Annotated in this window: 23 protein-coding genes; 19 read left to right on the forward strand and 4 right to left on the reverse strand. The window is 29.5% G+C overall.

Annotation, left to right across the window (positions count from 1 at the left end):
• Window positions 1–61: 61 nt before the first annotated feature.
• From ACQZHJ_RS03840 to ACQZHJ_RS03915, 16 genes are all read left to right on the forward strand, one after another.
• Entirely contained in the window at window positions 62–745 is a 684-nt protein-coding gene (locus ACQZHJ_RS03840; RefSeq protein ID WP_430484226.1) for a response regulator transcription factor, read from the forward strand.
• A 4-nt stretch (window positions 746–749) separates the two neighbouring features.
• Entirely contained in the window at window positions 750–2,195 is a 1,446-nt protein-coding gene (locus tag ACQZHJ_RS03845) for an ATP-binding protein (protein ID WP_430484227.1), read from the forward strand.
• A 116-nt stretch (window positions 2,196–2,311) separates the two neighbouring features.
• Window positions 2,312–2,560: a hypothetical protein gene (locus tag ACQZHJ_RS03850; RefSeq protein ID WP_430484228.1), complete on the forward strand. Its 249-nt coding sequence runs from the start codon at window positions 2,312–2,314 to the stop codon at window positions 2,558–2,560.
• A 289-nt stretch (window positions 2,561–2,849) separates the two neighbouring features.
• Complete coding sequence (gnpA, locus tag ACQZHJ_RS03855; RefSeq protein WP_430484229.1) at window positions 2,850–5,051, forward strand: 1,3-beta-galactosyl-N-acetylhexosamine phosphorylase; 2,202 nt, start codon at window positions 2,850–2,852, stop codon at window positions 5,049–5,051.
• A 211-nt stretch (window positions 5,052–5,262) separates the two neighbouring features.
• Window positions 5,263–7,014 carry a sensor histidine kinase gene (locus tag ACQZHJ_RS03860; RefSeq protein ID WP_430484230.1) on the forward strand — a complete coding sequence of 584 codons (1,752 nt, stop codon included), beginning with the start codon at window positions 5,263–5,265 and terminating at the stop codon, window positions 7,012–7,014.
• A 12-nt stretch (window positions 7,015–7,026) separates the two neighbouring features.
• Window positions 7,027–8,619 (forward strand): response regulator transcription factor, encoded by a 1,593-nt coding sequence (locus ACQZHJ_RS03865; protein ID WP_430484231.1) that lies wholly within the window; start codon window positions 7,027–7,029, stop codon window positions 8,617–8,619.
• Window positions 8,620–8,774: 155 nt separating this feature from the next.
• Entirely contained in the window at window positions 8,775–10,172 is a 1,398-nt protein-coding gene (locus tag ACQZHJ_RS03870) for a carbohydrate ABC transporter substrate-binding protein (protein ID WP_430484232.1), read from the forward strand.
• 81 nt (window positions 10,173–10,253) lie between these two features.
• A complete protein-coding gene (locus tag ACQZHJ_RS03875) occupies window positions 10,254–11,180 on the forward strand; it encodes a carbohydrate ABC transporter permease (protein ID WP_430484233.1) in 927 nt (308 codons plus the stop codon).
• Window position 11,181: 1 nt separating this feature from the next.
• Window positions 11,182–12,063: a carbohydrate ABC transporter permease gene (locus ACQZHJ_RS03880; protein WP_430484234.1), complete on the forward strand. Its 882-nt coding sequence runs from the start codon at window positions 11,182–11,184 to the stop codon at window positions 12,061–12,063.
• Between the two features lie 223 nt (window positions 12,064–12,286).
• Window positions 12,287–13,222 (forward strand): sulfurtransferase, encoded by a 936-nt coding sequence (locus tag ACQZHJ_RS03885; RefSeq protein WP_430484235.1) that lies wholly within the window; start codon window positions 12,287–12,289, stop codon window positions 13,220–13,222.
• 335 nt (window positions 13,223–13,557) lie between these two features.
• Complete coding sequence (locus ACQZHJ_RS03890) at window positions 13,558–14,253, forward strand: TVP38/TMEM64 family protein (protein WP_430484236.1); 696 nt, start codon at window positions 13,558–13,560, stop codon at window positions 14,251–14,253.
• Entirely contained in the window at window positions 14,225–15,355 is a 1,131-nt protein-coding gene (locus ACQZHJ_RS03895) for a (Fe-S)-binding protein (protein WP_430484237.1), read from the forward strand. The genes ACQZHJ_RS03890 and ACQZHJ_RS03895 overlap by 29 nt, the downstream gene beginning before the upstream one ends.
• Window positions 15,355–15,942, forward strand: a complete 588-nt coding sequence (locus ACQZHJ_RS03900; protein ID WP_430484238.1) for a CDP-alcohol phosphatidyltransferase family protein — start codon at window positions 15,355–15,357, stop codon at window positions 15,940–15,942. The genes ACQZHJ_RS03895 and ACQZHJ_RS03900 overlap by 1 nt, the downstream gene beginning before the upstream one ends.
• 435 nt (window positions 15,943–16,377) lie before the next feature.
• Entirely contained in the window at window positions 16,378–17,010 is a 633-nt protein-coding gene (locus tag ACQZHJ_RS03905) for a DUF47 domain-containing protein (protein ID WP_430484239.1), read from the forward strand.
• Window positions 17,003–18,001, forward strand: coding sequence for an inorganic phosphate transporter (locus ACQZHJ_RS03910; RefSeq protein ID WP_430484240.1), 999 nt, complete (start codon window positions 17,003–17,005; stop codon window positions 17,999–18,001). Before ACQZHJ_RS03905 ends, ACQZHJ_RS03910 begins: the two co-directional genes overlap by 8 nt.
• 203 nt (window positions 18,002–18,204) lie before the next feature.
• Window positions 18,205–19,650 (forward strand): ABC transporter substrate-binding protein, encoded by a 1,446-nt coding sequence (locus ACQZHJ_RS03915; RefSeq protein WP_430484241.1) that lies wholly within the window; start codon window positions 18,205–18,207, stop codon window positions 19,648–19,650.
• A 170-nt stretch (window positions 19,651–19,820) separates the two neighbouring features.
• Here ACQZHJ_RS03915 and ACQZHJ_RS03920 read toward each other — a convergent pair whose 3' ends face one another.
• From ACQZHJ_RS03920 to ACQZHJ_RS03930, 3 genes are read right to left on the reverse strand one after another with little or no spacing between them, the layout of a single operon-like run.
• Window positions 19,821–21,707, reverse strand: a complete 1,887-nt coding sequence (locus tag ACQZHJ_RS03920; RefSeq protein ID WP_430484242.1) for a PTS fructose transporter subunit IIABC — start codon at window positions 21,705–21,707, stop codon at window positions 19,821–19,823.
• A 3-nt stretch (window positions 21,708–21,710) separates the two neighbouring features.
• Window positions 21,711–22,631: a 1-phosphofructokinase gene (gene pfkB, locus ACQZHJ_RS03925; RefSeq protein WP_430484243.1), complete on the reverse strand. Its 921-nt coding sequence runs from the start codon at window positions 22,629–22,631 to the stop codon at window positions 21,711–21,713.
• The gene (locus ACQZHJ_RS03930) at window positions 22,631–23,377 is read right to left on the reverse strand and encodes a DeoR/GlpR family DNA-binding transcription regulator (RefSeq protein WP_430484244.1); all 747 of its coding nucleotides are present in this window, start codon (window positions 23,375–23,377) and stop codon (window positions 22,631–22,633) included. Before ACQZHJ_RS03930 ends, pfkB begins: the two co-directional genes overlap by 1 nt.
• Before the next feature lie 156 nt (window positions 23,378–23,533).
• On the opposite strand from ACQZHJ_RS03930, the gene ACQZHJ_RS03935 reads away from it, so the two are divergent.
• The 3 genes from ACQZHJ_RS03935 to ACQZHJ_RS03945 all read left to right on the forward strand — a co-directional run bounded on the left by ACQZHJ_RS03935 (window position 23,534) and on the right by ACQZHJ_RS03945 (window position 25,111).
• Window positions 23,534–23,989 (forward strand): PTS glucose transporter subunit IIA, encoded by a 456-nt coding sequence (locus tag ACQZHJ_RS03935; RefSeq protein ID WP_430484245.1) that lies wholly within the window; start codon window positions 23,534–23,536, stop codon window positions 23,987–23,989.
• A 61-nt stretch (window positions 23,990–24,050) separates the two neighbouring features.
• Window positions 24,051–24,587 carry a chromate transporter gene (locus ACQZHJ_RS03940; protein WP_430484246.1) on the forward strand — a complete coding sequence of 179 codons (537 nt, stop codon included), beginning with the start codon at window positions 24,051–24,053 and terminating at the stop codon, window positions 24,585–24,587.
• On the forward strand, window positions 24,587–25,111 hold the full coding sequence (locus ACQZHJ_RS03945; protein ID WP_430484247.1) for a chromate transporter: 525 nt from the start codon (window positions 24,587–24,589) through the stop codon (window positions 25,109–25,111). The genes ACQZHJ_RS03940 and ACQZHJ_RS03945 overlap by 1 nt, the downstream gene beginning before the upstream one ends.
• A 242-nt stretch (window positions 25,112–25,353) precedes the next feature.
• Here ACQZHJ_RS03945 and ACQZHJ_RS03950 read toward each other — a convergent pair whose 3' ends face one another.
• Complete coding sequence (locus tag ACQZHJ_RS03950; RefSeq protein ID WP_430484248.1) at window positions 25,354–26,454, reverse strand: AI-2E family transporter; 1,101 nt, start codon at window positions 26,452–26,454, stop codon at window positions 25,354–25,356.
• Window positions 26,455–26,605 lie beyond the last annotated feature (151 nt).

Below are 26,605 nucleotides of genomic sequence, written 5' to 3' on the forward strand. Positions count from 1 at the left end.
TTTCCTCTAAGTCTTCTTTTTGTTATAATTTTAATAAATAGACTTAGGTAGGAGGAGTATTATGAGTAAGCTTATATATATAGCAGATGATGAGGAGAATATAAGAAACTTAGTAAAAACTTTTTTAGAAAGTAATGATTATGTGGTTGAAGCTTTTGAAAATGGAGATTTGCTATTAGAAAGATTTAAGAAAAAAGCATCAGATCTTGTAATTATAGATATTATGATGCCTGGATCAGATGGATTTGAGATATGCACTAAATTAAGAGAGAGAAGTATAGTTCCTATAATAATGTTAACAGCAAGAGATAGTGATATAGATTATATAAGAGGATTAACATTAGGAAGTGATGATTATTTAACTAAACCATTTAGTCCTATGGCATTAGTAATGAGAGTAAAGGCAATCTTTAGAAGAATAAATTTTGAAAAAAATCAAAAAGAAAATAATTTAAATCTTTCCTTTGGGGATATGGAGATAGATTGTAGTAATAAGATTGTTACATATAATGAAGAAGAAATGAATTTAACTCCTAATGAGTATAATCTTTTAGTTTATATGTTTGAAAATAAGGATAGAGCAGTTTCTAGAGAAGAACTTTTAAATAAAGTTTGGGGATATGAAAGTGATGTTGAAACAAGAGCTGTAGATGATACCGTTAAAAGGTTGAGAAAGAAATTAAATGAAACAAAAGTTTCTATAGAGACTGTTTGGGGATTTGGATTTAGGCTTAAGGAGAATTAAAGAAATGGCTAGGCATAAAAGAAAGATTAGTATAAGAACTAGAATGTTAATAAGTATACTAGGATTAATATTTACTATATTTTTAGGAATAGTTATTTCTTTTAATTTAACTGTTGAAAAGTATATAGAAAAGAGTTCTCATACAAAAATAGAAAAAGTTAGAGATATGGTAAAAGACATAGACGATAATATGACAAATCCAGGGTTACAACCTAAAGATAAGGGCGAACACAATGAGTTAGACTTTTTTATAAGGTTAATGAGAAAAATTGAAGAAGATGAGAAGAGGATAGGAATATCATCTGGTGCCAATTTTATGATGGTTAATGAAGATTATAAGGTTGTTTTTCCAAATCAAAATCAATTTTGGATGGAAAAAGGAAGTCAGTATGATTTAATAGCAGAGAAGCTTAAAGATGAAAAAATAGATTTAGATTCACATGATAGTTATAGATTAGCACTAGGAAAATCTAATTATTATGTTTCTTTTGTTAAGGTCGGAGAAGTAAACGGAGATTCAGATTATTATATTATTACATATATAGACATATCTAATACTCTTATTTTAGCAGAGGAAATAAATAAGGTGTTAATTATAATAATGGCTTTAGCTTCAATTTTAGCCATAATACTCTCAATAATTCTTTCAAAAAGAATAGCTAAGCCTATAGAGGAAATAAGCAGTTCGGTAGAACAGTTAGGAGAAGGTAACTTTATAAGATGTGATTATGATTTTTCAGATAAGGAATTAGATAAACTTTGTAATATAATAAATAAAACTTCAGAGCAGCTTGAAAGCTATGATAAGGAACAAAAAACATTTTTCCAAAATGTATCTCATGAATTAAGAACACCATTAATGTCTATTAAAGGGTATGCAGAAGGCATAAAATATGATGTTATAGATAAGGAATTGGCAACTAATATAATTTTAGAGGAGGGAGATAGGCTTGAAGAATTAATAGAAGAAATATTATACCTTTCTAAAATAGATAATATAACTAGAGATTATATATTAGAAGAAAGAGACTTGAGAGAAATTTTATCTAATTGTGTAATTAAGCAAAAGATGGTTGCTAATAAGAATAATATTGAATTTATTTATGACTTCGATCACAATGAAGTTTTGTATATGTGCAATGAAAAAAGTTTATATAGAGCATTTTCAAATATAATAGAAAATAGCTTAAGATATGCAAAAAGTAAGATTAAAATAACTTGTAGAAATCAAGGTGAAAATATTTTAATATCTATAGAAAATGATGGTGAGCATATAACTATAGAAGATTTGCCTAATATATTTGATAGATTTTATAAAGGGAAAAAAGGTAAACATGGAATTGGACTTTCAATCGTTAAATCAATAATAGAAAAACAGGGTGGATGTATTAGTGCAGAAAATACTGAAGAGGGCGTTAAATTTTTAATTGAGTTTAGACCTAGTATTTAAAGAAGTTCAAGTATATTATAATGATTTTTCGTTAATAATAATTAATGATTTTGTAGTAAATGCTTAGTAAAATATGTTAATATTTAATTAACAAAATATATAGGGAGGAATTATATATGTACACTATAATGGCAATAAAAATATCACCAAGAACAACTGCTGCACCAAAGGTTCAAGAAATATTAACTAGATATGGGTGTATAATTCATACAAGAATAGGATTACACGAAGCAACAGAAAATACCTGTTCAACTTCAGGTTTAATTCTTTTAAATCTTACACCTAATGCTAAAGATGAAATAGCAAAATTAGATAAAGAGTTAAATGCCATAGAGGATGTAACTGCTAAAATATTAAACTTATAAAACTGATATTATATAATACATAAGAAATTTTATTTAATTAGACTGATACAATTTAAATTGTATTGGTCTTTTTTTATTTATAAAATACTAAGTTAAACTTTTAAAATAATAGTCTATATGTAAATTAACATTAAAATTAATATACTCAAAATATTTAATAATTAAGTAAATAAATTGCATGTAAACGTTAATTGGTAGATGTTAATATTAGATTGTAAGAAAAAGGTTAGAGAGAATTTATATAGACTTTAAATTGTCGTATATGTAAAGCAAGATGGAGGAGAGAATGATGGGAGAATTAAAGGGGAGAGTAACCATACCAACTGATTCTAATATGAAAGAAGAAATTAAAAATATTATAGACAGATGGGGAGCAGATGCTCTAAGAGACTGTGATGGAACAAAACTTTCTAAGGATATAGTTGATTTAGGGGTTAAGTTATATTCTACATACTTAACAGTAAGAAGTGATCAAGAATGGGCTAGAGAAAATCAAGATGAGTTACAACAACTTTACTTAATGTCAGAGCCTGTTATTGCTAAGGAAGAGAAAACAGAAATAAAAATATTAGCTGGATATTATGATCAGCAATTTAATATAGATAAAGTTCATGATGAGAAAAAATGGTGGGAAGTTATAGATAGAACAACTGGAGAAGTAGTTCCAATTGAAAAATGGAGCTTTGATAAAGAGAGTGAAATAGTAACTGTTACTGAAACTACTCCTTATCATGAGTACACAGTAAACTTTTTAGTTTATATGATTTGGGATCCAACTCAAATGTACAACCATATAACTAATGATTGGGGCGATAAGCCACATGAAATGCCATACGATTGTAGACAAGCTAAGGCTAGTGTACATGTTAAAGAAGCGTTAAAGCAATGGATTGATGAAAATCCAGAAGTTAATGTAGTTAGATTTACAACATTCTTCTACCACTTTACTTTATGCTTCAATGAAGTTGCTAAGGAAAAGTTTGTTGACTGGTTTGGATATAGTTCATCTGTAAGTCCACTTGCTTTGGAGCAATTTGAAGAGGAAAAAGGATATAAGTTAAGATCAGAAGATATTGTTGATGCTGGATACTATAATTCAACATTTAGAGTGCCAACAAAACAATATAAAGATTTTATAGATTTCCAATGTCAGCATGTTTCAAAAATGGCTAAAGAATTAGTTGATTTATGTCATGAGAATGGAAAAGAGGCAATGATGTTCTTAGGAGACAACTGGATAGGAACTGAGCCTTATGGAAAGTACTTCCCAAGCATTGGATTAGATGCAGTAGTTGGTTCTGTAGGTAATGGAACAACTATGAGAATGATATCTGATATTCCAGGAGTTAAATATACAGAAGGAAGATTCTTACCATACTTCTTCCCAGATGTATTTAATGAAACTGGAGATCCAGTTGGAGAAGCAAGAGAAAACTGGTTACAAGCTAGAAGAGCTATCTTAAGAAGCCCACTAGACAGAATAGGATATGGTGGATACTTAGGACTTGCTGTTAAATATCCAGAGTTCGTTAAGCAAGTTGAGAGTATTTGTGACGAATTTAGAGATATCCATAACACTATAAAAGGAACAAAAGCTTATAACACTCCATTTAAAGTAGCAGTATTAAACTGTTGGGGTAAATTAAGAAGCTGGCAAACACAACAAGTTGCTCATGCATTATGGTATAAAGAAATATACTCATATGCTGGAATAGTTGAATGTTTAAGTGGTATGCCAGTAGAAGTTGAATTTATAAGCTTTGATGATATATTAGAAGGTGGAATTCCAAGTGATATTGGAGTTATCATAAATGCTGGAGATGCTTACACTGCTTGGAGTGGTGGAGAGTATTGGAAAAATCCTAAGCTAGTTTCTATGATTAGAGATTGGGTTAACAATGGCGGTGGATTCATAGGAGTTGGAGAGCCAACAGCTATTCACCATGAGAATAAGTTCTTCCAATTAGCAGATGTTTTAGGTGTTGATAAGGAAGTAGGATTCAGCTTAAGTACAAGAAAATACAATGAATTAAATCCTCATCACTTTATAACAGAAGAAATTGGAGATGCTCCAATTGATTTTGGTGAAGGTATGAGTGGAGTTTATGGTAAAGGTGCAGACTATCAGATTATAAGAATGGACTTTGGTAATGAGCATTGTGCTAAAAATAACTTTAGAGGAGATACTACTTGCGCTGTAAACACATATGGAAAAGGTAGAAGTGTTTATTTTGCAGGATTCCCATATACCCCAGTTAACTGTAGATTATTATTAAGAGCAATTTACTGGGCTGCGAATAAAGAAGATGAAATGAAGAAGTTCTATGTAACTAATGTAGATACTGAGTGTGCTGCTTTCTTAGAAGTAGGAAAGATGGCTGTAATAAACAACACTCAAGAAGAAAAAGTTACAGACGCATATATAAATGGTGTTAAGGTTGAGACATTAACTTTAGCTCCAATGGAAATAAGATGGTTAGATATTAAATAATTAAGCTTTTTCTTTTAATTCCCTTATATAAAGTTCCTTAGTATTTATACTAAGGAGCTTTTTTTAAAATTTTTTACAACAAATGGTTTTATTAACAATTTATTAGAGAAAGATTAACATAAAAATGAGTTGGAGTTATTTTCAAATAATTTCAAAAAAAATACAGTATATGATAAAATATATATTATATGTAATTATATTAACTTAAGGAGTGAGTAAAATAATAAACAAATTTCAAGAAAAATTAGGTAAAGTAACAAATGTTTTAAGAAAAGTATCTATTAAAGACAGACTTACATTATCATTTTCCATTGGAATAATATTATGCAGTATCATATTAGGAGTTTTATTATATGAAAAAGCAACTAATGTATTAAAGATAAAAGCTATTGATTATTCAGAACAAATGCTTTCTATTATCGATGAAGACATTTACAATAACAAGGAATTTTTAGAAAGAGCATCTATTGAATTAAGTCTCAATGAGGAAATAATAAATAATCTTATAAATTATAAGTTTATGGATGTTAAGGAAAAAATAGATTTTCAGAGATACATGAATGATTATTTTTCAAAAAAATTATCGCTTTTACCTAATTTAGCTGAGGTTGAGATTATTTCTAAAGATTATAACGTAGTGTATATGCAAGGATTTAAGTATTTTAAAAGGGAGGAAATTGAAAAATATGCCAAAAAAGCAGAGGCAGGATTTTTCTGGTTTTCAAGTGTATTAAATAATGAGGAACATATATGCATAGCAACTCCAGTTAAAGATGAAGGAAATACTGTTGGATATGTTTTTATGGCAATAAAAAATGAATTTTTTGCATCTTCATTCTCTTTATTAAATATGGGAGATGGTAGTGAGATATTTGTAGTTGATGAAAACAATAACATAATAATATCTCAACATAGGATTGAAGAAAATTTTATATTTAAAGAGGCCGGTTTAGAGAATTTCTTAAGAAATAAAGGTGTGAAAGGGACAAATGGAAAGATTACCGTTAATGGAGAAAATTGTGTTGTAACATATAGAAAACTAAAAGGTTTTGATTGGTATATAACATCAATAACTCCTTATAATTTCATTAATTCTGATATACAGAGCTTAAGAAGAGAAATGATAATAATTACTTTTGCTTTTACATTTATAGCTTTAATTGTTTCATATTTTTTATATTCAAGCATTAAAGTTCCTTTATATAAACTTATGAGTAAGATGAGTAGAGTTTCAGATGGAGATCTTCAAGTTGAAGTTGATGATTTCTATAATGATGAAATAGGAGTGATTTCAGATAATTTTGATTCTATGCTAAGACAAATAAATATGTTAATAGAAAAAACTAAAAATCAGGAAATAGAAAAGAGAGATTTAGAAATAAGAATGTTACAGGCTCAGATAAACCCACATTTTTTATTTAATACTCTTAATTCTTTAAAATGGACGGCACTTATGAATCAAGATTATACAGTGAGTGATGGACTAAGTTCTCTAGCTGAGCTTCTTAGAAATACAATAATAGATAAAAATGAGCTTGTAACAATAAAAGAGGAGCTAGATAACATAAAAAATTATGTTGTAATACAGAAAATAAGATATGGTAATTCATTTGAGGTTGAATATGATATTGATGAAGAACTATTAGAAAATAAAATAATAAAATTTATACTTCAGCCTATAGTTGAAAATTCAATAATACATGGAATTGATGAGAATAGGGATGATCAAAAAATAACTATTAGGGTTAAAAAAGTAAATGAGGAAATTTTGATTTCAATAGATGATAATGGAAAGGGATTCAATAGTAAAGAAAAGGCTAAAGATAATAAGTTATCAGGCATTGGGTGGAATAACGTTGATGAGAGAATAAAACTTACCTTTGGAGAGAAATATGGAACAACTATAAATAGTGAAGTAAATGTAGGGACAAATGTTAGGATTAAAATTCCTAAGAAAAATTAGGGGGATGGTTATATGTTTAAGGTTATTATCGCAGATGATGAAAAAATAGTAAGGATAGCTATGCAAAATATAATTAAGTGGGAAGAGCATGGCTTTACTATAGTTGGACTTGCTCAGGATGGAGCTGAAGTATTAGAAATTTTAGATGTGCATGGTGGTGACTTGGTAATAACAGACCTAAAAATGAAGGGGTTAGATGGTATTGAACTTATAGAAAAGTTAGGGGAAAGAGGGTTTAAAGGGAAAATACTTGTTTTAAGCAATCATGGGGAATATGAATTAGTTAGAGAGGCTATGAAGAAAGGTGCAGATGATTATTTATTAAAGGTTACGCTTAGACCAAAGGAGTTAGAAGATATAATAGATAAGTTTTACTCAAATCTAAAAGATGAAAAAGAGAACGAAAAAATTGAGGTTAAATTTCAAAATGAATTTAATAAAACAAAGAAATTAGCTAAAGTTTCTCTAATAAGAGAATACTTAAAAGATGAAATTTCTTATGAAGAACTTATTAGTAATATTGATGATTGGAGTGAATTTAAGGGGTTTGATGAGAAACATAGTGCAGCTTGTATTTGTATAGATAATCATAAAAAAGTTTATGAAGATAAAATAAAGGATAAAAATAAATTAGCAGTAACTATAGAAAACATAATAAGAGAAGAATTTAATAGGAATAAAGTTAATATTATTCCTATAAATAATCACAAGTATATATTTGTAAGTGATTTAGAGAGAAGGGATTTAAAGCTAAAAACAACTAATATACAAAATTTAATAAAGCTTTATTTAAATATAACTGTAAGTGCTGTTATAACAAAGGAATTTAATAGTCTACAGAGTCTTAAAGCATCTTTTATGAATGCTGAAGAGATATTAAGCTTAAGATTCTATGAGCGTGAGGGAAATCTCATTTTTGAGGATGGATTCTTAGGATTTAATGATGCAATAAAGCTAAAAAAAGAATTTGTAGATGTTATAGAAGAGAATATAGATGCTGGAGAAATATCAGCCAATAAAGATTTGATTAAAGATTTTATTCGAAGGTGCTCAGATATAAATATTAAGCCTAAAAATTTATTGAATCATGTTTATTTTATATGTGAACTTATAGAAAATCATGAGTATGTTCAAGAGGAAGATTTAAGTGAGTTAAAGCTTTTAAAGAGAAATATATTAAAAAGTGAAAATAAGAGTGAACTTGTAAATAATGCAGAAATATTTATTGATTATATAAATAGAAGATATATAAAGAGTAAGGAGACGAACTATAAGAAAGAGGTTAATGAAATTATAGATTTTATTGAAAAAAATATAGACAAGAGGATTACTTTGGTTATGGTAGCTAATGCCGTAAATTTAAATGAGAGTTATTTAAGTAGAATATTTAAGAATGAAACTGGAAAAAATCTTATGTATTTTATAAATGAAGCCAAGATGAAAAAGGCAAAGGAAATGTTAAAATCACCAGATAATTTGATAAAAGAGGTTGCAAATAGTATAGGGATGACAGATCAATTTTATTTTAATAGGGTTTTTAAAAAGTTTTATGGGGTTAGTCCATCTAAATTTAAAAAAGATTATAGCAATAAAATATTGACGTAAATATAGAATATTTTTATTTTATATAAATATTGTAAAAATAATACATGTTTAAGTAAAATCCTTATATTCAAAAAAATTCCATTTGGAAGTATCATAATATTGTAAAGAAAATGTTTACACAGTAAAGAAAGTAAGGGTATTGGAGGAGAAAGATTATGAAAAGAAAATTAGTAAAAATGCTAACAGTTGCATGTGCAACAGCAATTGCTGCTTCAGTTTTCGTTGGATGTGGTGGTTCAGACAAACCTGCAGAGGGAGAAAAGCCATCTGAAGAGCAAACAGAAGGTGAAGGAGAAGAAGCTTCTGGAGAGAAAAAAGTTTTAGAAATAGCTGTTTTTGAAGGTGGATTTGGTAAAGAGTATTGGGAAGCTTGTATAGATGCTTTTGAAAAAGAGAATCCAGATGTAGAAGTTAAGATGGAAGCAAATCCTAAAATAGGAGATATCATAAGACCTAAGTTATCATCAGATAACACTCCAGATTTTATATATTTAAGTTCAAACGATCCATCAGGTATAGCTAACGCATTAATAAAAGATAAAGCATTAGCAGACTTAACTGATGTATTTGATAGAGAAGATCCAGATAATCCAGGACAAAAGCTAAAAGATAAAATATTACCTGGATTCTTAGATACACCACTTACAGCTCCATATGGAGATGGAAAAGTTCATTTAGCACCACTTTACTACAATGTAACTGGTATGTGGTATAACAAAGCTTTATTTGCAGAAAAAGGATGGGAAGTTCCAAAAACTTGGGATGAGTTCTTTGCTTTAGGAGATAAGGCTAAGGAAGAAGATATAGCTCTTTACACTTATCAAGGACAAGCTCCTGGATATAATGAAGCTATAATATTCCCAATGTTAGCAAGTGCTGCTGGAGAAGAAGCTCTAGATAAGATATTTGCTTATGAAGAGGGAGCATGGAAAGACCCTAATGTTAAGAAAGCTTTAGATGTATTCCAAAAGATGGCTGATGAAGATAGAGTTCTTAATGGAACAGTTGGTATGAGCCATACTCAAGCTCAGGTTGAGTTCTTAAATGGAAAAGCTTTATTTTTACCATGTGGTAGCTGGTTAGAAGGTGAAATGAAGGATGCTATTCCAGAAGGATTTGAATTCGGATTCATGGCTCCACCAGCATTTAAAGAGGGAGATACTCCATATGTAACTACTATGATAGAGCAAATGTATATCCCATCAAATTCAGATCAAGTTGAATTAGCTAAAGACTTCTTAGCATTCCAATACACAGATGCTATGGTTCAAAAGAATGCTGAAATAGCTAAGGCTGTAGTTCCAGTTAAGGGAGCTGTTGATAAAGCTAAAGACTCATTAGATGCGTCAGGATATGAGGCTTATAAAGTTGTTGAAGAAGGAACTCAACCAATAACATTATCATTCAAGCCAACAAACGCTAAGATTGACTTTAGACAAGATAGCTTATTCGGACCAGTAGGAAGCATCATAAACAAAGAATTAACTGTTGATGAGTGGATTGAAAACTTAGAAGCAGATTCACAAACTCTTGCTAAAGAAATTGTTGAATAATAAATAAGCAATAAAGCAATAAAGAAATTAGAAGGAGGAGAAATTCTTCTCCTTCTTTAAAATTATAGGGGGTGAAATTTCATGAATGACAATAAAAGAAAAATATTTTTAGCAATGTGTGTATTGCCTGCACTTATACTATTCACAATATTTATGCTATATCCAATAGGAAAAGGATTCATGATGTCTTTATATGAATGGAGTGGGATTTCAGGTGAACCAGTATTTGTAGGATTAGAAAACTTCCAGGCACTTTTCAGTGATAGATACTTTAAGGAAGCCTTTGGTAATACATTCTTTATACTTGTATTATTCCCAACTTTAACTATAATCCTATCATTATTCTTAGCTGTAGTAATAACTCAAAGTAAATTAAAAGAAAGAAATTTCTACAGAGTTGTATTATTTTTCCCAAATATCTTATCAATGGTTGTTATAGGGGTTTTATTTACATATGTTTATGACCCGTCAATAGGAATACTTAAAGCGTTCTTCGAAATGATTGGCTTAGATAAGTTAGCAAACCTAGCATGGCTTGGAGATTCAAAGTTAGTTTTATGGGCATTAATTATAACTATGGTATGGCAAGCAGTTGGTTATTATATGGTAATCTATATAGCTGGTTTAGATGGAATATCTCCATCACTTTACGAAGTTTGTTATTTAGAAGGAGCTTCGGCTTGGCAAAAGTTTAGATATGTAACATTACCACTTTTATGGGATGTTGTTAGGGTAACATTTGCGTTCTTCATAACAGGAGCACTTAACTTAAGTTTCATATTTGTAACTGTAATGACTAAGGGGGGACCAAATGGAAAATCAGAAGTTCTATTAACATATATGTATAAACAAGCATTTACAAACTCTCAATATGGATATGCAATGGCAGTTGGGGTAACTATATTTGCATTCGCCATGATCCTTGCAGTAATAATAAACAAATTAAGTGATTCTGATGCAAAGGAAGAGAGAAGAATAAAAAAATTACAACAGAAAGGAGTGAGGTAACATGTTAGAAACTAAGAAAAAGAAAAGTGTAGGTATGGATACTGAGAATAAAAGCAAAAAAATAATAGCGAACACATTATTAAGAATAGTATTAATTGCAGCAACAATTTTAGTTATAGTTCCAATAATATGGACAATAATGTCTTCTTTTAAAACTACTAAAGAATTCTATGCCAGTCCATGGTCTTTACCAAGTAGTTTTGGATTTGCAAACTATGTAACTGCATTTACAGAAGCTAACATGGGAGCTTACTTCTTTAATTCAATTTTAGTAACTGTGATAGCTATGACATTATCATTATGTTTAAGTGTACCAGCTTCATATGTTTTAGCTAGACAGAAGTTCTTTGGATGTAACTTTATAAAGAACTTATTCATGGCAGGATTATTCATTCAGCCAGTATATATAATAGTTCCTTTATTCACAATATTGGAGCAAATGAACTTACTAAATAATCTATTAGCTTTATCTCTTGTATACGCAGTATTAAGTTTACCATTTTCAATCTACATCATGAGTGGATTTATGAAAGGTATTGCTAAAGACTATGAAGAGGCAGCAATGATAGATGGATGTACTAATCTTCAAATATTAACAAAGATAGTTGTTCCACTAGCTAAGCCAGGTATAATCACTATTATGATCTTCAACTTCATGAACTACTGGAATGAGTATGCTATGGCTATGACTTTCATAACAGATGCAGATAAAAAGACTTTACCAGTAGGTTTACAGAACTTAATGGAAGTTCAAAAGTTTGCTACTGACTGGGGTGCATTATTTGCAGGTCTAGTTATTGTAATGGTTCCAACAATGATAATTTACTCATTAGTTCATAAAAAACTAACAGAGGGAGTTAATATTGGAGGAGTTAAGGGTTAATAATTAACTTTTATACTAAATATAAGTATTTTTTAGAAAACGAGTGTTATTTTAATAATACTCGTTTTTTTATTGCTAATAAAAAAGAATAAATTAAGAAAATTATAGTAATATATATAATGTGTTAATAAAGGGTAAAAATTGAAAAAATCCAGGGGCAGAATAATCTAGTTATAGCGTTATTAATTTATTTAATATAATCAAATTTTAAAGGAGTGATTTTATGAAGTTCAAGAAGTTTTTAGCTGCAACTTGCGCAGTAGCTATTATTGGTACAACTTTTGTTGGATGTACTAACAATAAAGAGCAGAACAATGATAAAAAGGGGGCAGTTGAAAACCAGGAATATAGTAATGATTACTTTGTAACTGCTGACTGGCTTAAAGACAATTTAGATAATGAGGATGTTGTTGTTTTAGATGGAAGAAGTGAAAAGGAATATAATAAAGGACATATACCTGGAGCTATAAATGTGGCTTGGCAAAGTTTAGCTAATATGAAAGGTAAATCAGGAGATAAGGGCTGGGGTGTAGCCTTAGATAAAGATCAGCTAAGTGAGAAATTAGGTGCCTTAGGAATAGATAAAGATACAGAAATTATAACATATGCTAATAAAAGTGGCTGGGGTGAAGATGGAAGATTAACATGGGAGCTTAAGTCAGCTGGATTAAATTCTAAAATGTTAGATGGTGGATATGATCTTTGGAGCAAAGATGAACTACCAACAACAAATGAAGTGCCTGTAGTTGTATCAAAGGATTTAACAATAGATCAGATAGATTCAAGTACAACTATAACAACAGAAGATTTATATAAAAATATGGATAAATACACAATTGTAGATTCAAGAGCTAAAGAGGAGTACGATGGAGCAACTAAGTTTGGTGAAGCTGTTGGAGGCCATATAAAGGGAGCTATATCTTTACCTTTTAATGAGGTTTACAATGAAGATGGAACTATTAAATCAGAAGCCGAGTTAAATGCAATATTTGAGAAGGCTGGATTAAGTAAAGATCAAGAAATAGTTACTTATTGTACAGCTGGTATACGTTCAGCTCATTTAGCATTAATACTAAATATGTTAGGATATCATGCTAAAAACTATGATGCTTCATATTATGAGTGGGCTACTGCACATCCAGAACTTGTAGTTAAGTAGTATAAAAATATTATTTCATAAATAGTCTAATAGGCTATATCAAAATGCTTAATAATAGGACAGTAGTAATTTTACATTATTTTAAACTAGGTGTAATTTTAAAAGTTTTGTTATTATCCATATTTTGGTATAGCCTATATTTATATAATTAATTAGATTTTAATTAAAATGAGTTTTGATATTAGCTAGCTTTTGAGAATTATTTGATTTAACGAAGAGTGTTATTATATATTTCAAGGTAATAAAACTCTAGATTGTTCATTGAAATAGTGTAGTTATTTAATATTTTTGTTATATAATTAGTTAGTATATAAAAGTTGAATGGAGGAAATAGGGTGAAAAAGAATAGAAAGCCTTGGGTTAGTACATTAATAATTCTAGTAGCTTTAATTGGAGTATATTTATTTGTGCCTAGTGTTAATAGTAAGGTTAATCAAATGATATTTTATTTAAGCAGTATGAATCTAGATATGATAAAAGAGTATATATTATCATTTGGAATATGGGCACCAATAACATCTTTTTTATTAATGGTGCTTCAATCTATACTTGCACCAATACCAGCATTTTTAATAACTTTAAGCAATGCTGCCATATTTGGATGGATTAAGGGTGCTTTGTTATCGTGGAGTAGTGCTATGGCTGGAGCTGTTTTATGTTTCTTTATAGCTAGAGGTTTAGGGAGAGAGGCTGTTGAGAAATTGACAAGTAAGTTTGCTTTAGATGATATAGATGATTTTTTTAGTAAGTATGGTAAACATACTATATTAATAGCAAGATTATTACCTTTTGTATCTTTTGATATAGTTAGTTATGCAGCTGGATTAACATCAATGAATTTTTGGTCATTTTTTATAGCTACAGGCATAGGTCAGTTGCCAGCTACAATAATTTACTCTTATGTAGGAGGAATGTTAACTGGAGGGGCACAGCTATTAGTTAGTGGATTACTGATATTATTTGCTTTGAGTATAGCAATATATGTGGGTAAGAAGGTTTGGAATGAGAAAAGAGGAAAAAATGCCAAATAATGATTTAAAGAGTAATATAGATAAATGTGTTGATTGTGGTGCTTGTTATAAAGTTTGTCCAATGATGAATTCGTTTGGAGAAAGTCCTAAAAAAATTCTTCAAGATATATATGATTATAAGATAAACTTTCAAGATATATCATATTCTTGTATGCTTTGTAATGCTTGTACAGAAGTGTGTCCAAAAGATATTGATTTAAAAGACATGTTTCATAAATTTAGAATTAGATCATATAAGCATGATATTAAGAATACTAGAAGAAAATTTAAACTTAGAGTTGTTCAGAATCATCAGAAAGGAAGTTTTTCAAAGTTATTAACAAGTAAGCACAATAATAAGAGCGTTAAAAGAGTATTTATGCCAGGGTGTAGTTTAAGTGGATATGATAATGAAATTATTTTTAAAGTTAAAGAGTATTTAGATGAGAAGCTAGGTGACACCGAAATAGTTTTAAAATGTTGTGGTAAACCATCTAAAGATATAGGAGATATAGAACTTTTTAATAATAATATAAGTAGTATTGAAGAATACTTGGAAAGTAAAAATGTTGATGAGGTTATTGTTGCTTGTGAGAATTGTTACAAAACTTTTAGCGAGAGCTTTAAAAATATAAAAGTTATAACATTATGGGAAGTTATGAGCAATGAAGGTGTTCCTGCTAGATGTTTAGGAGCATATAGTGATTTGGAAGAGGAGTTTGCTTTGCATGATCCTTGTCCAATAAAGAAAGAACCTCAAATACATGAAGCAGTACGTAATATACTTAATGATTTAGATATAAAGATTGTTGAGTTTAAAAAGAATAAGAGTAATACAGAGTGTTGTGGTAGTGGCGGCATGGTTGGAGTTACTAATAAAGAGCTTTGGGAGAAACAGAAAAATAAAAGAGCTAATTCAACAGAATGTAATAATATAATTTCTTATTGTGAATCATGTGTAAATACATTTAAAAGCTCAGGTAAAAATGTACTACATCTACTTGATTTAATATTTAATGAAGATGTTCTTATAGGAAAAAGATTGAATCAAAAAGAAGTTAGTACTATGAATCAATGGGTAAATAGAATTAAATTAGCGAATAAAGTAGGGAGAGAAAATTAATGTTAGATACTTATGGAAGAAAGTATGTTAATCCATTTATTACAGTTGGAGCAAAAGGACTTTTAAAATTAAAGTTAACTCCTAATATGGTTAGTGTAATTGCTTTGGTATTAGGAGTATTGAGTTCTATATTTATATATTTAGATATGGGGGCTTTAGCAGTAATAATTCTTTGGACATCTGGATACTTGGATTCTGTAGATGGAGCTATGGCTAGAATGATGAATAAAAGTAGTGCATGGGGAACGTTATTAGATATTACTTTTGATAGAATAGTTGAGTTAGGAATTATTTTAGTTTTAGCAATAAAGTTTCCAGAAAGTAGACTTCAACTATTAATTTTAACTATGATGATATTAATATCTATGACTATATTCTTGACAGTTGGAGCATTAGCTCAAAATAATGGAGTTAAGTCTTTTAGATATCAAGCTGGAGTAGCAGAAAGGTCAGAAGGGTTTATTTTGTTTTCCTTTATGATTTTATTATCATCAAGTTATTTAAGTTTAGCTACAAATATTTTTTCTATAATTATATTTATAACTATAATTCAAAGAGCCATAGAGGCTAAAAAATTATTAAGATAGTTTTTAATTTATATATAAATAAGACTGTTTTAAAACATATAATTAATGTGAATTTGAGAACTGTATGTATATTATCCTTATAACTAATAAGTAGGTTAGTAATAAGAGTATTACATACAGTTTTATTTTTTGAAATGTTATTTTAAAGAATTATTTTGAATAAAATATGAAGTTTTAAACGATAAATTTTAACGTTAATATGTTAATTTGTTTAACATTAAATTAACTAAAGTTATTTTGAAAAAAGGTGTTTTTGAAGAAAAAATTTAATGTAATAAATTTATTTGTTGATTTATTTCGAAAATAAAGTAAAATTATTACTTCTGTGTTAAGTGTAAGTTAATTAATTAGTACAATGTTAAAATTGAAATACTATTGTGCTATACTTAATTTGTTCAATAAAAATTCACAAAAAGAACCGGGAGATGAAAATAGATGTTTAATTTAAATCCTACAGATGATAAGTTTTATGATATGTTTATCGAGGAAGCTAAAAATACTGAAAAAGCAGCTGAATTATTAAGAGATTCGCTAGATGATCTTGAAAATAAGACAAGCTATATTGCTAGAGTGGAAGAATTAGAACATAAAGGAGATGAAATAGTTCATAACCTTATAGAAGAACTTAATAATTCTTTTATAACTCCAATAGATAGAGAAGATATATTTTCTATAACTAAAATAATGGATAATATTTTAGATTCAATAGAAAGTACAATGCATAGATTTACTATGTTCAATATAGAGGAATCAAGAGAAGGAGCTAAAGTTTTAGCTGGATTAATATTAGATTCTTCTAAAGAATTAGTAAATTTAATGGAAGATTTTAAACATATGAAAAAGAAAAATAAACAAATAACTGAAAGAGTTATTTCAATAAATAAAATAGAGAATAAGGGAGATGTTTTCTATAGACAAATAATATCAGATTTATTTGCTGAAGATGGAAAAACTCCAGTTTTAGAAATAATTAAATGGAGAGAAATTTATAAGTTCTTAGAAGCAACTTTAGATAGTTGTGAGTCAGTGGCAAATATAGTTGAGGGAGTAGTGATGAAGTATGTCTAGTACTTTAGCAGTAACGGTTGTTATAATCCTTCTAACATTAGCCTTTGATTTTATAAATGGATTTCATGATACGGCAACAGCAGTTGCTACATCAATATCAACGAGAGCTTTATCACCTAGAGCAGCTATAGCTTTATGTGCAGTATTCAACTTTGTTGGAGCATTCTTAGGAACTGAAGTTGCAAAGACTGTTGGAGATGGAATTGTAGACCAGAGCAAGATGCCTTTATGGGTAATAGCAGCAGTAATATTAGGAGCTATAATATGGAATTTAATTACTTGGTACTTTGGAATTCCTAGTAGTTCATCACATGCATTAATCGGAGCCTTAATAGGTGGAGGAATAGCTTATTCTCATAGCATTGACATAGTAAGTTGGAGTACACTTTTTGATGAAGTAATACTTTGGCTTATACTATCACCAATAATAGGTTTAATAGTTGGTTATTTCTTTATGATTGCATTAAACTGGATATTAAGAAAATGTAAACCAGGACCAGTAAATAGATTGTTCTCAAAATTACAAGTAGCATCAGGAGCTCTAATGGCATTAAACCATGGAGGAAACGATGCTCAGAAATCAATGGGTATCATAACAATGGCACTTTTAAGTGGTGGTTTCTTATCAACTTTTGAAGTTCCAACATGGGTTATAGCTTTATGTGCTATAGCTATGGCAACTGGAACATCAATAGGTGGTCAGAAAATTATAAAAACAATGGGTAGTGGTGTTGCTAAGTTAAATCCAGTTAATGGATTTGCGGCTCAAACAGGGGCTGCAGGGGTTATTGGAATAGCAACTATGTTCCATGCACCAGTAAGTACAACTCATATTATAACAACTACTATCATGGGAGTTGGAGCTTCTAAAAACCCTAAAGCAGTTAAATGGGGAGTTGCAAAAAGTATAGTTTGGGCTTGGATATTAACAATTCCAATAAGTGCTGGTATAGCAGCTTTAGTAGTAGAAGTGTTTAAGTTTGTTTTATAATAATTATGTTATAGTTTTTATAGAATTAAATAGAGTTTATATATAATAAATAGGGTATCTGAAATCAGATACCCTATTTTTGTGTTCACACAAATGTAATTACATTTAGAGTTTATTACAAAGAAATTAGGTTGAAAAGTAATTACATATATGGTAATATCTATTTAAGTAAATGTTTACAAGATTTACAAGGGGGAGAAATTATGAGAAAGAGATTTTTGGTTTTAACGTTGGCGGCAGCACTATTCACAGGGGGATTAGTTGGATGTGGCAGTAACTCAACAGGGGGCGGAGAAGCTAGTAAGGAGCCTGTTAATTTAGTATGGTACACAATTGGAGCTCCACAAGCAGATGATTCTCTTGTGGAAGAAAAAATAAATGAGTATATAGTAGACAAGATTGGGGCTACTGTAAGTATAAAGAGAATAGATTTTGGTGACTATGACCAAAAGATGAATGTAATAGTTAACTCAGGAGAGCCATATGATATAGCTTTCACTTGTTCATGGGCAAACAATTATAATGTAAATGCAAGAAAGGGTGCATTTAAACCTTTAAATGATTTAGTTGAGGAACATGGTAAAGAAGTATATGAAGCTGTAGATGAAAGATTCTGGGAGGGTACAAAGATTGATGGTGAAATTTATGGAGTACCTACTAGTAAGGAAATTGGGTTAGCACCTTACTGGATATTTAATAAAGAATTAGTAGAAAAGTATGATGTTCCATATGAAGAAATAAAGACTGCTGATGATTTAGAGCCATGGCTTAAGCTTATAAGTGAGAAAGAAAAGGATGTAGTTCCTTTATTCTTAACTAATGATTTTGGGGTGCCAGTAGCTTTTGATAAAGTATTAAAACCATTAGGAATAAACTTAGTTGATGGTGAATTAAAGGTTGAGAATATGTTTGAAACTGAAGAAACTGTTAACTTTGTTAAGAAGATGAATGAATTCTATGAGAATGGATATATAAATAAGGATGCAGCTGTAAATACTGATACTGCTAAGAGGAATACTTATGAGTGGTTTGTTACTAAGGCTGATGGACAACCTTTTGCAGAGAATATTTGGTCAGAAAACTTTGGAGTGGATGTAGTAGTAACGCCGGCTTCAGATCCATATGTTACAACTGAATCAACTACAGGAGCTATGAACGCTATATCATCTCAATCAGAGCATCCTGAAGAAGCTATGAAGTTCTTAAATCTTTTAAATACAGATGAGTATTTAAGAACATTAGCTGGATTTGGTATAGAAGGAACTCACTATAATATGGTAGATGGAAAACTAGAATTAACAGGTGCTAGGGATAGATATACAGTGCCAACATTTGCTCAAGGCAATTTATTCATAACACCTCCATTAGTTGAAGAGCCAGAGAATAAGTGGGAAGTATTTAAAGAGTTCAATGACAATTCAAAAACATCTCCTGCTTTAGGATTTAGTTTTAATACGGAAAGTGTTTCAACAGAAGTAGCTGCTATAGCTAACGTTATGAAAGAATATGAGGCTATACTTGTTACTGGAAGTGTAAATGCAGAAGAAACTCTTGCTGAAATGAATAAAAAGCTTAAGGATGTTGGATTAGATAAAGTTCAAGCTGAAATGCAAAAACAACTTGATGAGTGGAGCAAAAATAATAAATAGTTATTATTAAAATAGAGCTTTCCATAGACAATGAAACTCTAATTGCTCATTTAGATGGTTTTTCATCTATATCTAGAAATCAACACTGGTTTGAAACAGTGCCTAAAATAAAAGGGTCTGTACCAAATAAATTTTGGACAGACCTTTTTATCTTTTATTTTATAATCTTATTAGTTAGCTTCTTGTGAAACAGGTTTCTTTAAGAATCCTATTATAAGAGCTGATACAATTGAACCTAGAGCTATTGCTAATAAGTATAATAAAGGATTTCCTTCTACTATTGGAATTACAAATATTCCACCATGAGGAGCAGGTAGTCCTATTTTGAATATCATTGATAATCCACCAGCTAAAGCTGAACCAATAACGCAAGCAGGAATAACTCTGAATGGGTCAGCAGCTGCAAATGGGATAGCACCTTCTGTTATGAATGTTGCTCCCATGATATAGTTAGTTAAACCAGCATCTCTTTCATCTTTAGTAAATTTATTTTTGAAGAAAGTAGTAGCTAAAGCTGTTGCTAGAGGAGGAACCATACCACCAGCCATTATAGCTGCATGTGGATAATAGTTACCAGCTGAAATCATTGCTATACCAAATGTGAAAGCAGCCTTGTTTATAGGACCACCCATATCTATAGCCATCATTCCACCTAAAACAATTCCCATTAGTACTAGGTTTCCAGTTCCCATATTTTGAAGCCATACTGTTATTGAATTATTAAGAGCAGTAACAGGGCCAACTATTACTAAGTACATTAAAGCTCCAGTGATTAATATACCGAATAAAGGATAAAGTAAAACAGGTTTAATACCTTCTAAAGATTGAGGTAACTTACTAAATACTTTCTTTAATAATACAACAACATATCCACCAAGGAAACCAGCGATTAATCCACCAAGGAAACCAGCATTACTATTGTAAGCTATTAATCCACCAACCATAGCAGGTGCGAAACCAGGTCTATCAGCTATACTTGAACCTATGAATCCAGCAAGCACAGGAATCATAAGGAAGAAAGCATTAGCTCCACCTATATCTTTTAAAAGTTTAGCTATTGGATTGAATGTTGGATCTCCAACCTCTGCTGAGTGAATACCAAACATGAATGAGATAGCTATTAATATACCACCACCAACTACGAAAGGTAGCATGTTAGAAACACCATTCATTAAGTGTTTATAGAATCCTCTTCTCTCAGTTTTATTAGATGCTGAGTTAGATTTGTCTCCTGAATGAGAGTAGACTGGGGCAGAGCCATTTAATGCTTCATTTATAAGTTCTTTAGGTCTTTTCATAGCTTGTACAACAGGTACGATAACTACTTTTTTACCATTAAATCTAGCCATATCTACTTGTTTATCAGCTGCAACTATTATTCCATCAGCTTTTTCTATATCTTCATTAGTTATTTTATTTTTAACACCAGTTGAACCGTTTGTTTCAACTTTTATGCTTAATCCCATTTCCTTAGCAGTTTTATTAAGTGAATCTGCTGCCATATAAGTATGAGCTATACCAGTAGGGCAAGCAGTTACTGCAAGGATGTATTTTTGGTTTGAATCGTTTTCCGCTAGGGTAGAAGTTTCTTCATCAGCTTCCTTTTCTTCAAATTTATCTAAAAGATCTAATACATCTTCTGGACTATTTGCATTTAAAAGGCCAGCTTTAAATTCTGGATTCATAAGTAATACAGATAGTTTAGACAGAGTCTCTAAGTGTTCATTATTAGCACCTTCTGGAGCTGCTATCATGAATACTATATTTACAGGTTCCCCATCAAGAGAATCATAATCTACGCCATATTTATATATACCAAGAGCTAATGCAGCATTATTTACTGCAGAAGTTTTAGCGTGAGGGATAGCTATTCTTTCACCAATACCTGTTGAAGAAAGGCTTTCTCTTTTTAAGATTTCTTTTTTGTAAAGAGACTTATCATTTAGTTTTCCGGCATCCCATAAAACATCTACTAATTGATTTATTACTTCATCTTTTTTAGTCGCTGAAAGGTTAAGTTTAATTGTATCAACACTTAATAGTTGAGAAATTTTCATGTTTTAATCCTCCTTATATGGGTTTATTTCTATCATTGGTAAAAGTTCTTTTACGAATTCGTACTTTGCTAAATCTAGTGAAAATGCGCTAGCACTTCCAGATGCTATTCCATTTTTGAATGATTTTAATATATCATTAGTTTTTACGTATTCTGCTAAAAATCCTCCAACTAATGAGTCGCCAGCACCAACAGAATTTTTTACTTCTCCTTTTGGAGCATTTCCTTTAAAAATTCCATTACTATTTATTAATAGAGCACCATCTCCAGCCATTGAGATAATTACATTCTCTGCTCCAAGTTCAACTAGTTTCTTACCATAAGATATAAGTTCTTTTTCAGACTTTATTTTTACATTAAATATTTCTTCAATTTCATGATTATTTGGTTTAATTAAAAATGGTTTATTCTTTATAGCTTCTAAAAGAGCTTTTCCAGATGTATCAACAACTACTTTTACATTATTATTACAAACTCTTTTTTGAATTTGTAAGTATAAATCTTTAGGTAGAGTAGAAGGGATGCTTCCAGCAAGCACCAATATATCATCTTCTTTTAATGCGTCTAGCTTTTTAAATAGAGTATCTAAATTTTCTTTAGATATATTTGGACCAGCTCCATTTATTTCTGTTTCTTCATTAGATTTAACTTTAACATTTATTCTTGAGTCTCCGTTAACCTTTATAAAGTTTGTTGTTATTCCATAAGTTTTTAACTTGTTATTTATAAATTCACCAGTAAATCCACCTAAAAATCCTAAAGCTATGTTTTCAGTACCTTGACTACTTAACATTCTAGATACATTTATTCCTTTTCCACCAGGAAATTTAATATCTTGAGAAGTTCTATTTACTTTTCCAAGTTCAAGATTAGGTACTTCTATAACATAATCTATAGAAGGATTAAGAGTTAGAGTATAAATCATTAAATATCAACCACCTTTATTTCTGTTTTTTCTTCATATGTATTGTCTTCTGGTTTTTCGTTAGTTATAATCGTACATTTTTCTATGTTTGCAAATTTTACTGTTGATATTTCTCCAAATTTAGAATCATCAACTAGTACATAAGCTTTTCTTGAATTATTTATAGCACATTCTTTTATTATTGATTCTTCAGTATCTGGTGTAGTTAATCCAAAAGTAGGGTGTACACCATTTGCTCCTAAGAAGCATTTATCAAATCTGAATTTTGATAAGCACATTAAGGCATCACAGCCAGTTATAGCTTTTGTAGATATTTTTACATTTCCACCTATAACATAGCACTTAATATTCTTTTGAATAAGTGTATCTATATGAGATAATCCATTACTTACAACTAATATATCTTTGTTTTCTAAGTAATCGATTAATTCATAAGTAGATGTCCCTGCATCTATAAAAATACATTCACCATCTTTTATTAAGGATGCTGCATATTTTGCTATTGCTCTTTTTTCGTGAATGTTTTTGGATGATTTTTCGTTATAGCTTAATTCCTTAGCCACATTATCTAGTTCCTTAGCACCACCATGAACTCTCTTTAAAAGGTTTACAGACTCTAAATAACTAAGGTCTCTTCTTATAGTAGACTCGGAACTTTCAGTAGCTTCTAATAGTTCTGTTAAACTAACAAAACCTTTTAATTTCAATAAGTTTAGTATTATTTCATGTCTTTTTTCACTTAACATAATTACCTCCTAAAACCTTATATTTTGATTATACATCCATAAACATTCAAAATCAATAAAAAACAATCAAAAAACTTTAAAAAAGTAGATATATTTTTAGAATAGGTATCATATAAATTAATATTCAGAAAATTCTTGAAATAAGAGGTGTTTGTTATGTTAAGTAAATATAGAGGGGAAGTTCAAATTATGGCACCAAGTGATGGTACCGTTTTAGACTATGTTGTATTAAATAATAAGGCTTTTAGTATGAATGAAATTGAGGATATCATAAGTTTAAGTTCACATAATGAATTTTTCTTTTCACCTGTTGATGGAGAGGTAATTAATATTTCTAAAGAAGCTGGTATTATAGAAATAAAATTGGATGATGGAGTATATGTAATAGTTAGTACTCACGTAAATAAAAATATGAAGTCAATTGAACCTATGATTGAAATAGGTGGAGAGGTTTTAACAGGACAACCACTTATGTATTTTGAGAAAGAAGATGGATATAATATACCGGTAACTATAGCTGTGAAAAGATCAGATTCTATATTAAGATTAGTAAAATCAAAAAGTAAAAGTATTCTTACAGATGAGTTTGTAATGAAATTAAATTTAGGCTAGAATAGGTAGAGAGTGTTTCAAGAGTTGAAGCACCTCTACTTTTTTATTTAATGGAGGCAGTATGAATATAGAATTCAATATGTTTAAGTCTTTTTTTAAGATTGGGGCTTTTACTTTTGGTGGAGGATATGCAATGATTCCTTTAATTCAAAAGGAAGTAGTTGATAAACAAGGATGGCTTACAGAAGATGAATTTATGGATGCACTAATAGTTGCTCAAAGTTTACCAGGAGTAATGTCTATAAATTGTACAACTTATATTGGTTATAAAATTAGTAAATTAAGAGGAGCTATAATAGCTTTATTAGGAACAGCTCTTCCTTCAATATTAATAATACTTTCTATTGCTATGTTCTTTATGAATTTTAGACATAATTATTATGTTAATTTAGCTTTTATAGGGATATCAGCGGCAGTACCAATGCTTATTTTATCAGGGGTTTTATCTCTTTCAAAGTCTTTAAAAAAGACTACTATTAATCTTATTGTTATGGCATTAGCTGTTGTAGCCTTAACTGTATTCAATATAAATCCAATAGTTGTAATAATAGCTGGTGGAATTTATGGAGTACTTTATTACGGAAGAGGTGAAAAATAATGATAGTATTAATAGAATTGTTTTTAGCTTTCTTAAAGATAGGAGCATTTAGTTTTGGTGGTGGAATGGCAATGATTCCATTTATAGAAAGAGAAGTTGTAACTAAATACGCTTGGATTACAAAAAGTGAGTTCTTAGATATTATAGGTATTTCACAAATGACTCCAGGACCAATAGCGATAAATAGTGCAACCTTCGTTGGATATAAGGTAGGTGGAGTTGTTGGAAGCTTAATAGCATCATTAGGTGTTGTGTTAGTAGCTTTCATTTTAGTAATTATAGCAAGTAAAACTTTAGATAAATTTAAAGAAAATAAGAAAATCCAAGGTGCATTAATGGGAATGAAGCCTGTTATAATAGCCTTAGTAATAAATGCTTTTATAAGTTTATCAAAAGAATCTTATCATGATATAAAATCAATAATAATAGCTGGAATATGTATGTTTTTAATACTGGTTAAAAAGGTTCATCCAATACTAGTAATAATAATTGCAGCCTGTCTAGGTCTTGCTTTTTACATATAAATAAGGCTCTGTTTTAAGTTAGTATTGATTTCTAGCTATATCTTCAGACCTAGCTTAATTTCGCAAAGAGTTTCTATTGTTTATTAAGAGGGTCTTTCAGCTGTGTCTAGAAATCAACACTGCTTTAAAACAGAGCCATAAATAAAAAAACTTGTAAGTAAAATTAAGAGGATATTTAGCTCTTAAAATACTTGCAAGTTTTTTATTGTATATAGAATTATACTTACTTAAAAAATAGTCAATTACTCAGCTCTATATTCGAACTTGTTTATTAGTTTTTTTAGGTAGATTTTAAATACTGACATTACAGGACTTCCTAAAATCATTCCTATAGGACCATAAACAGCTCCTCCAATAGTAACACCTAAGATTACTAAGAATGGGCTTAGTCCAACTCTGTTTCCTATAAGTTTTGGATCTAAGTACCAAGCATCGAATTGTTGTAATAAGAATAAATAAATTAAAACAAATAATGCTTTTAGTGGACTTACAAAAACATTGATAAAGAAACCAACAACCATTCCTATAAATGGACCAAAGTAAGGAATCATATTTGTTATTCCTACTACAACTGATAATAATAATGTATAGTCAGATTTCATTATAGTTAATCCTATGAAAGCTAAAATACCTATTATTAAAGAGTCAATTGCCTTTATTCCAACATAAGTACCTATCTTTTCATTAAGAATTTTGACAAATCTTATTAAGCTATCTCCAATTTTTTTTCCAAAGACAACACGAGTGATTTTGCCACCAACATAAAGGAACTTGTCCTTATCAATTAAAACATATATTGATATTAAGAATCCAAATACCCAGTTAATTAATGAGCTTGTCAAACTTATAGCTGTTTCTAATAGCCAGTTTGATAATGAAGAAATCATAAGCCCCATTGAAGCTATAAATTTACTACTATCACTATGAGGTAAATAAGCATTCATACCTTCTGGAATCTTGAATTTAGCCATTATTTCAGTAAATAAATTTTGTACATAAACTGTAAATTCAGGTATATTATCAATTAATTCAACTAAACTTGTATATAATTTAGGGAATAAATAAGTTAAAGCTAGTGATATTGAGATCACAAATAATAAATAAGTCACAACTATACTTAAGCCTCTAGATAATTTAAATCTTTTATTAAATAGATTTACAATTGGATTCAATATGTAAGCTATTATAAAAGCTAAAATAAAAGGAGAAAGAATAGTTAGCATAGTATCAAGGGCAGACATAACGTCTGACATATTATCTATAAGTTTTATTGATATATAAGATACTATTACTACTAGTATTATTTTAAAGTATAAAAGATTGTTTTTAAAAAAATTGTTCAATATTAGACCTCCTTGTAATTTATTACTATTTGATTATAGTTGTTTAAAATAAATTAATCAATTAGTGAAAAAAATATTAATGAATTGTTAAGGTGAGCTTTTACTTATTGATAATATTAGGAGTTACGTAGATAATAATTTTAATAACTTG

Source organism: Clostridium sp. B9, assembly GCF_050509515.1.
Lineage (GTDB): Bacteria > Bacillota > Clostridia > Clostridiales > Clostridiaceae > Sarcina.

Excerpts from the sequence above, each read along its gene's own strand:
- ACQZHJ_RS03905 (WP_430484239.1), top strand. The coding sequence starts at position 16,378 with ATGTTTAATTTAAATCCTACAGATGATAAGTTTTATGATATGTTTATC.
- ACQZHJ_RS03930 (WP_430484244.1), bottom strand. The coding sequence starts at position 23,377 with ATGTTAAGTGAAAAAAGACATGAAATAATACTAAACTTATTGAAATTA.
- gnpA (WP_430484229.1), top strand. The coding sequence starts at position 2,850 with ATGGGAGAATTAAAGGGGAGAGTAACCATACCAACTGATTCTAATATG.
- ACQZHJ_RS03945 (WP_430484247.1), top strand. The coding sequence starts at position 24,587 with ATGATAGTATTAATAGAATTGTTTTTAGCTTTCTTAAAGATAGGAGCA.
- ACQZHJ_RS03850 (WP_430484228.1), top strand. The coding sequence starts at position 2,312 with ATGTACACTATAATGGCAATAAAAATATCACCAAGAACAACTGCTGCA.
- ACQZHJ_RS03875 (WP_430484233.1), top strand. The coding sequence starts at position 10,254 with ATGAATGACAATAAAAGAAAAATATTTTTAGCAATGTGTGTATTGCCT.
- ACQZHJ_RS03940 (WP_430484246.1), top strand. The coding sequence starts at position 24,051 with ATGAATATAGAATTCAATATGTTTAAGTCTTTTTTTAAGATTGGGGCT.
- ACQZHJ_RS03895 (WP_430484237.1), top strand. The coding sequence starts at position 14,225 with ATGAGAAAAGAGGAAAAAATGCCAAATAATGATTTAAAGAGTAATATA.
- ACQZHJ_RS03870 (WP_430484232.1), top strand. The coding sequence starts at position 8,775 with ATGAAAAGAAAATTAGTAAAAATGCTAACAGTTGCATGTGCAACAGCA.
- ACQZHJ_RS03935 (WP_430484245.1), top strand. The coding sequence starts at position 23,534 with ATGTTAAGTAAATATAGAGGGGAAGTTCAAATTATGGCACCAAGTGAT.
- pfkB (WP_430484243.1), bottom strand. The coding sequence starts at position 22,631 with ATGATTTATACTCTAACTCTTAATCCTTCTATAGATTATGTTATAGAA.
- ACQZHJ_RS03885 (WP_430484235.1), top strand. The coding sequence starts at position 12,287 with ATGAAGTTCAAGAAGTTTTTAGCTGCAACTTGCGCAGTAGCTATTATT.
- ACQZHJ_RS03900 (WP_430484238.1), top strand. The coding sequence starts at position 15,355 with ATGTTAGATACTTATGGAAGAAAGTATGTTAATCCATTTATTACAGTT.
- ACQZHJ_RS03845 (WP_430484227.1), top strand. The coding sequence starts at position 750 with ATGGCTAGGCATAAAAGAAAGATTAGTATAAGAACTAGAATGTTAATA.
- ACQZHJ_RS03920 (WP_430484242.1), bottom strand. The coding sequence starts at position 21,707 with ATGAAAATTTCTCAACTATTAAGTGTTGATACAATTAAACTTAACCTT.
- ACQZHJ_RS03915 (WP_430484241.1), top strand. The coding sequence starts at position 18,205 with ATGAGAAAGAGATTTTTGGTTTTAACGTTGGCGGCAGCACTATTCACA.
- ACQZHJ_RS03865 (WP_430484231.1), top strand. The coding sequence starts at position 7,027 with ATGTTTAAGGTTATTATCGCAGATGATGAAAAAATAGTAAGGATAGCT.
- ACQZHJ_RS03840 (WP_430484226.1), top strand. The coding sequence starts at position 62 with ATGAGTAAGCTTATATATATAGCAGATGATGAGGAGAATATAAGAAAC.
- ACQZHJ_RS03880 (WP_430484234.1), top strand. The coding sequence starts at position 11,182 with ATGTTAGAAACTAAGAAAAAGAAAAGTGTAGGTATGGATACTGAGAAT.
- ACQZHJ_RS03910 (WP_430484240.1), top strand. The coding sequence starts at position 17,003 with ATGTCTAGTACTTTAGCAGTAACGGTTGTTATAATCCTTCTAACATTA.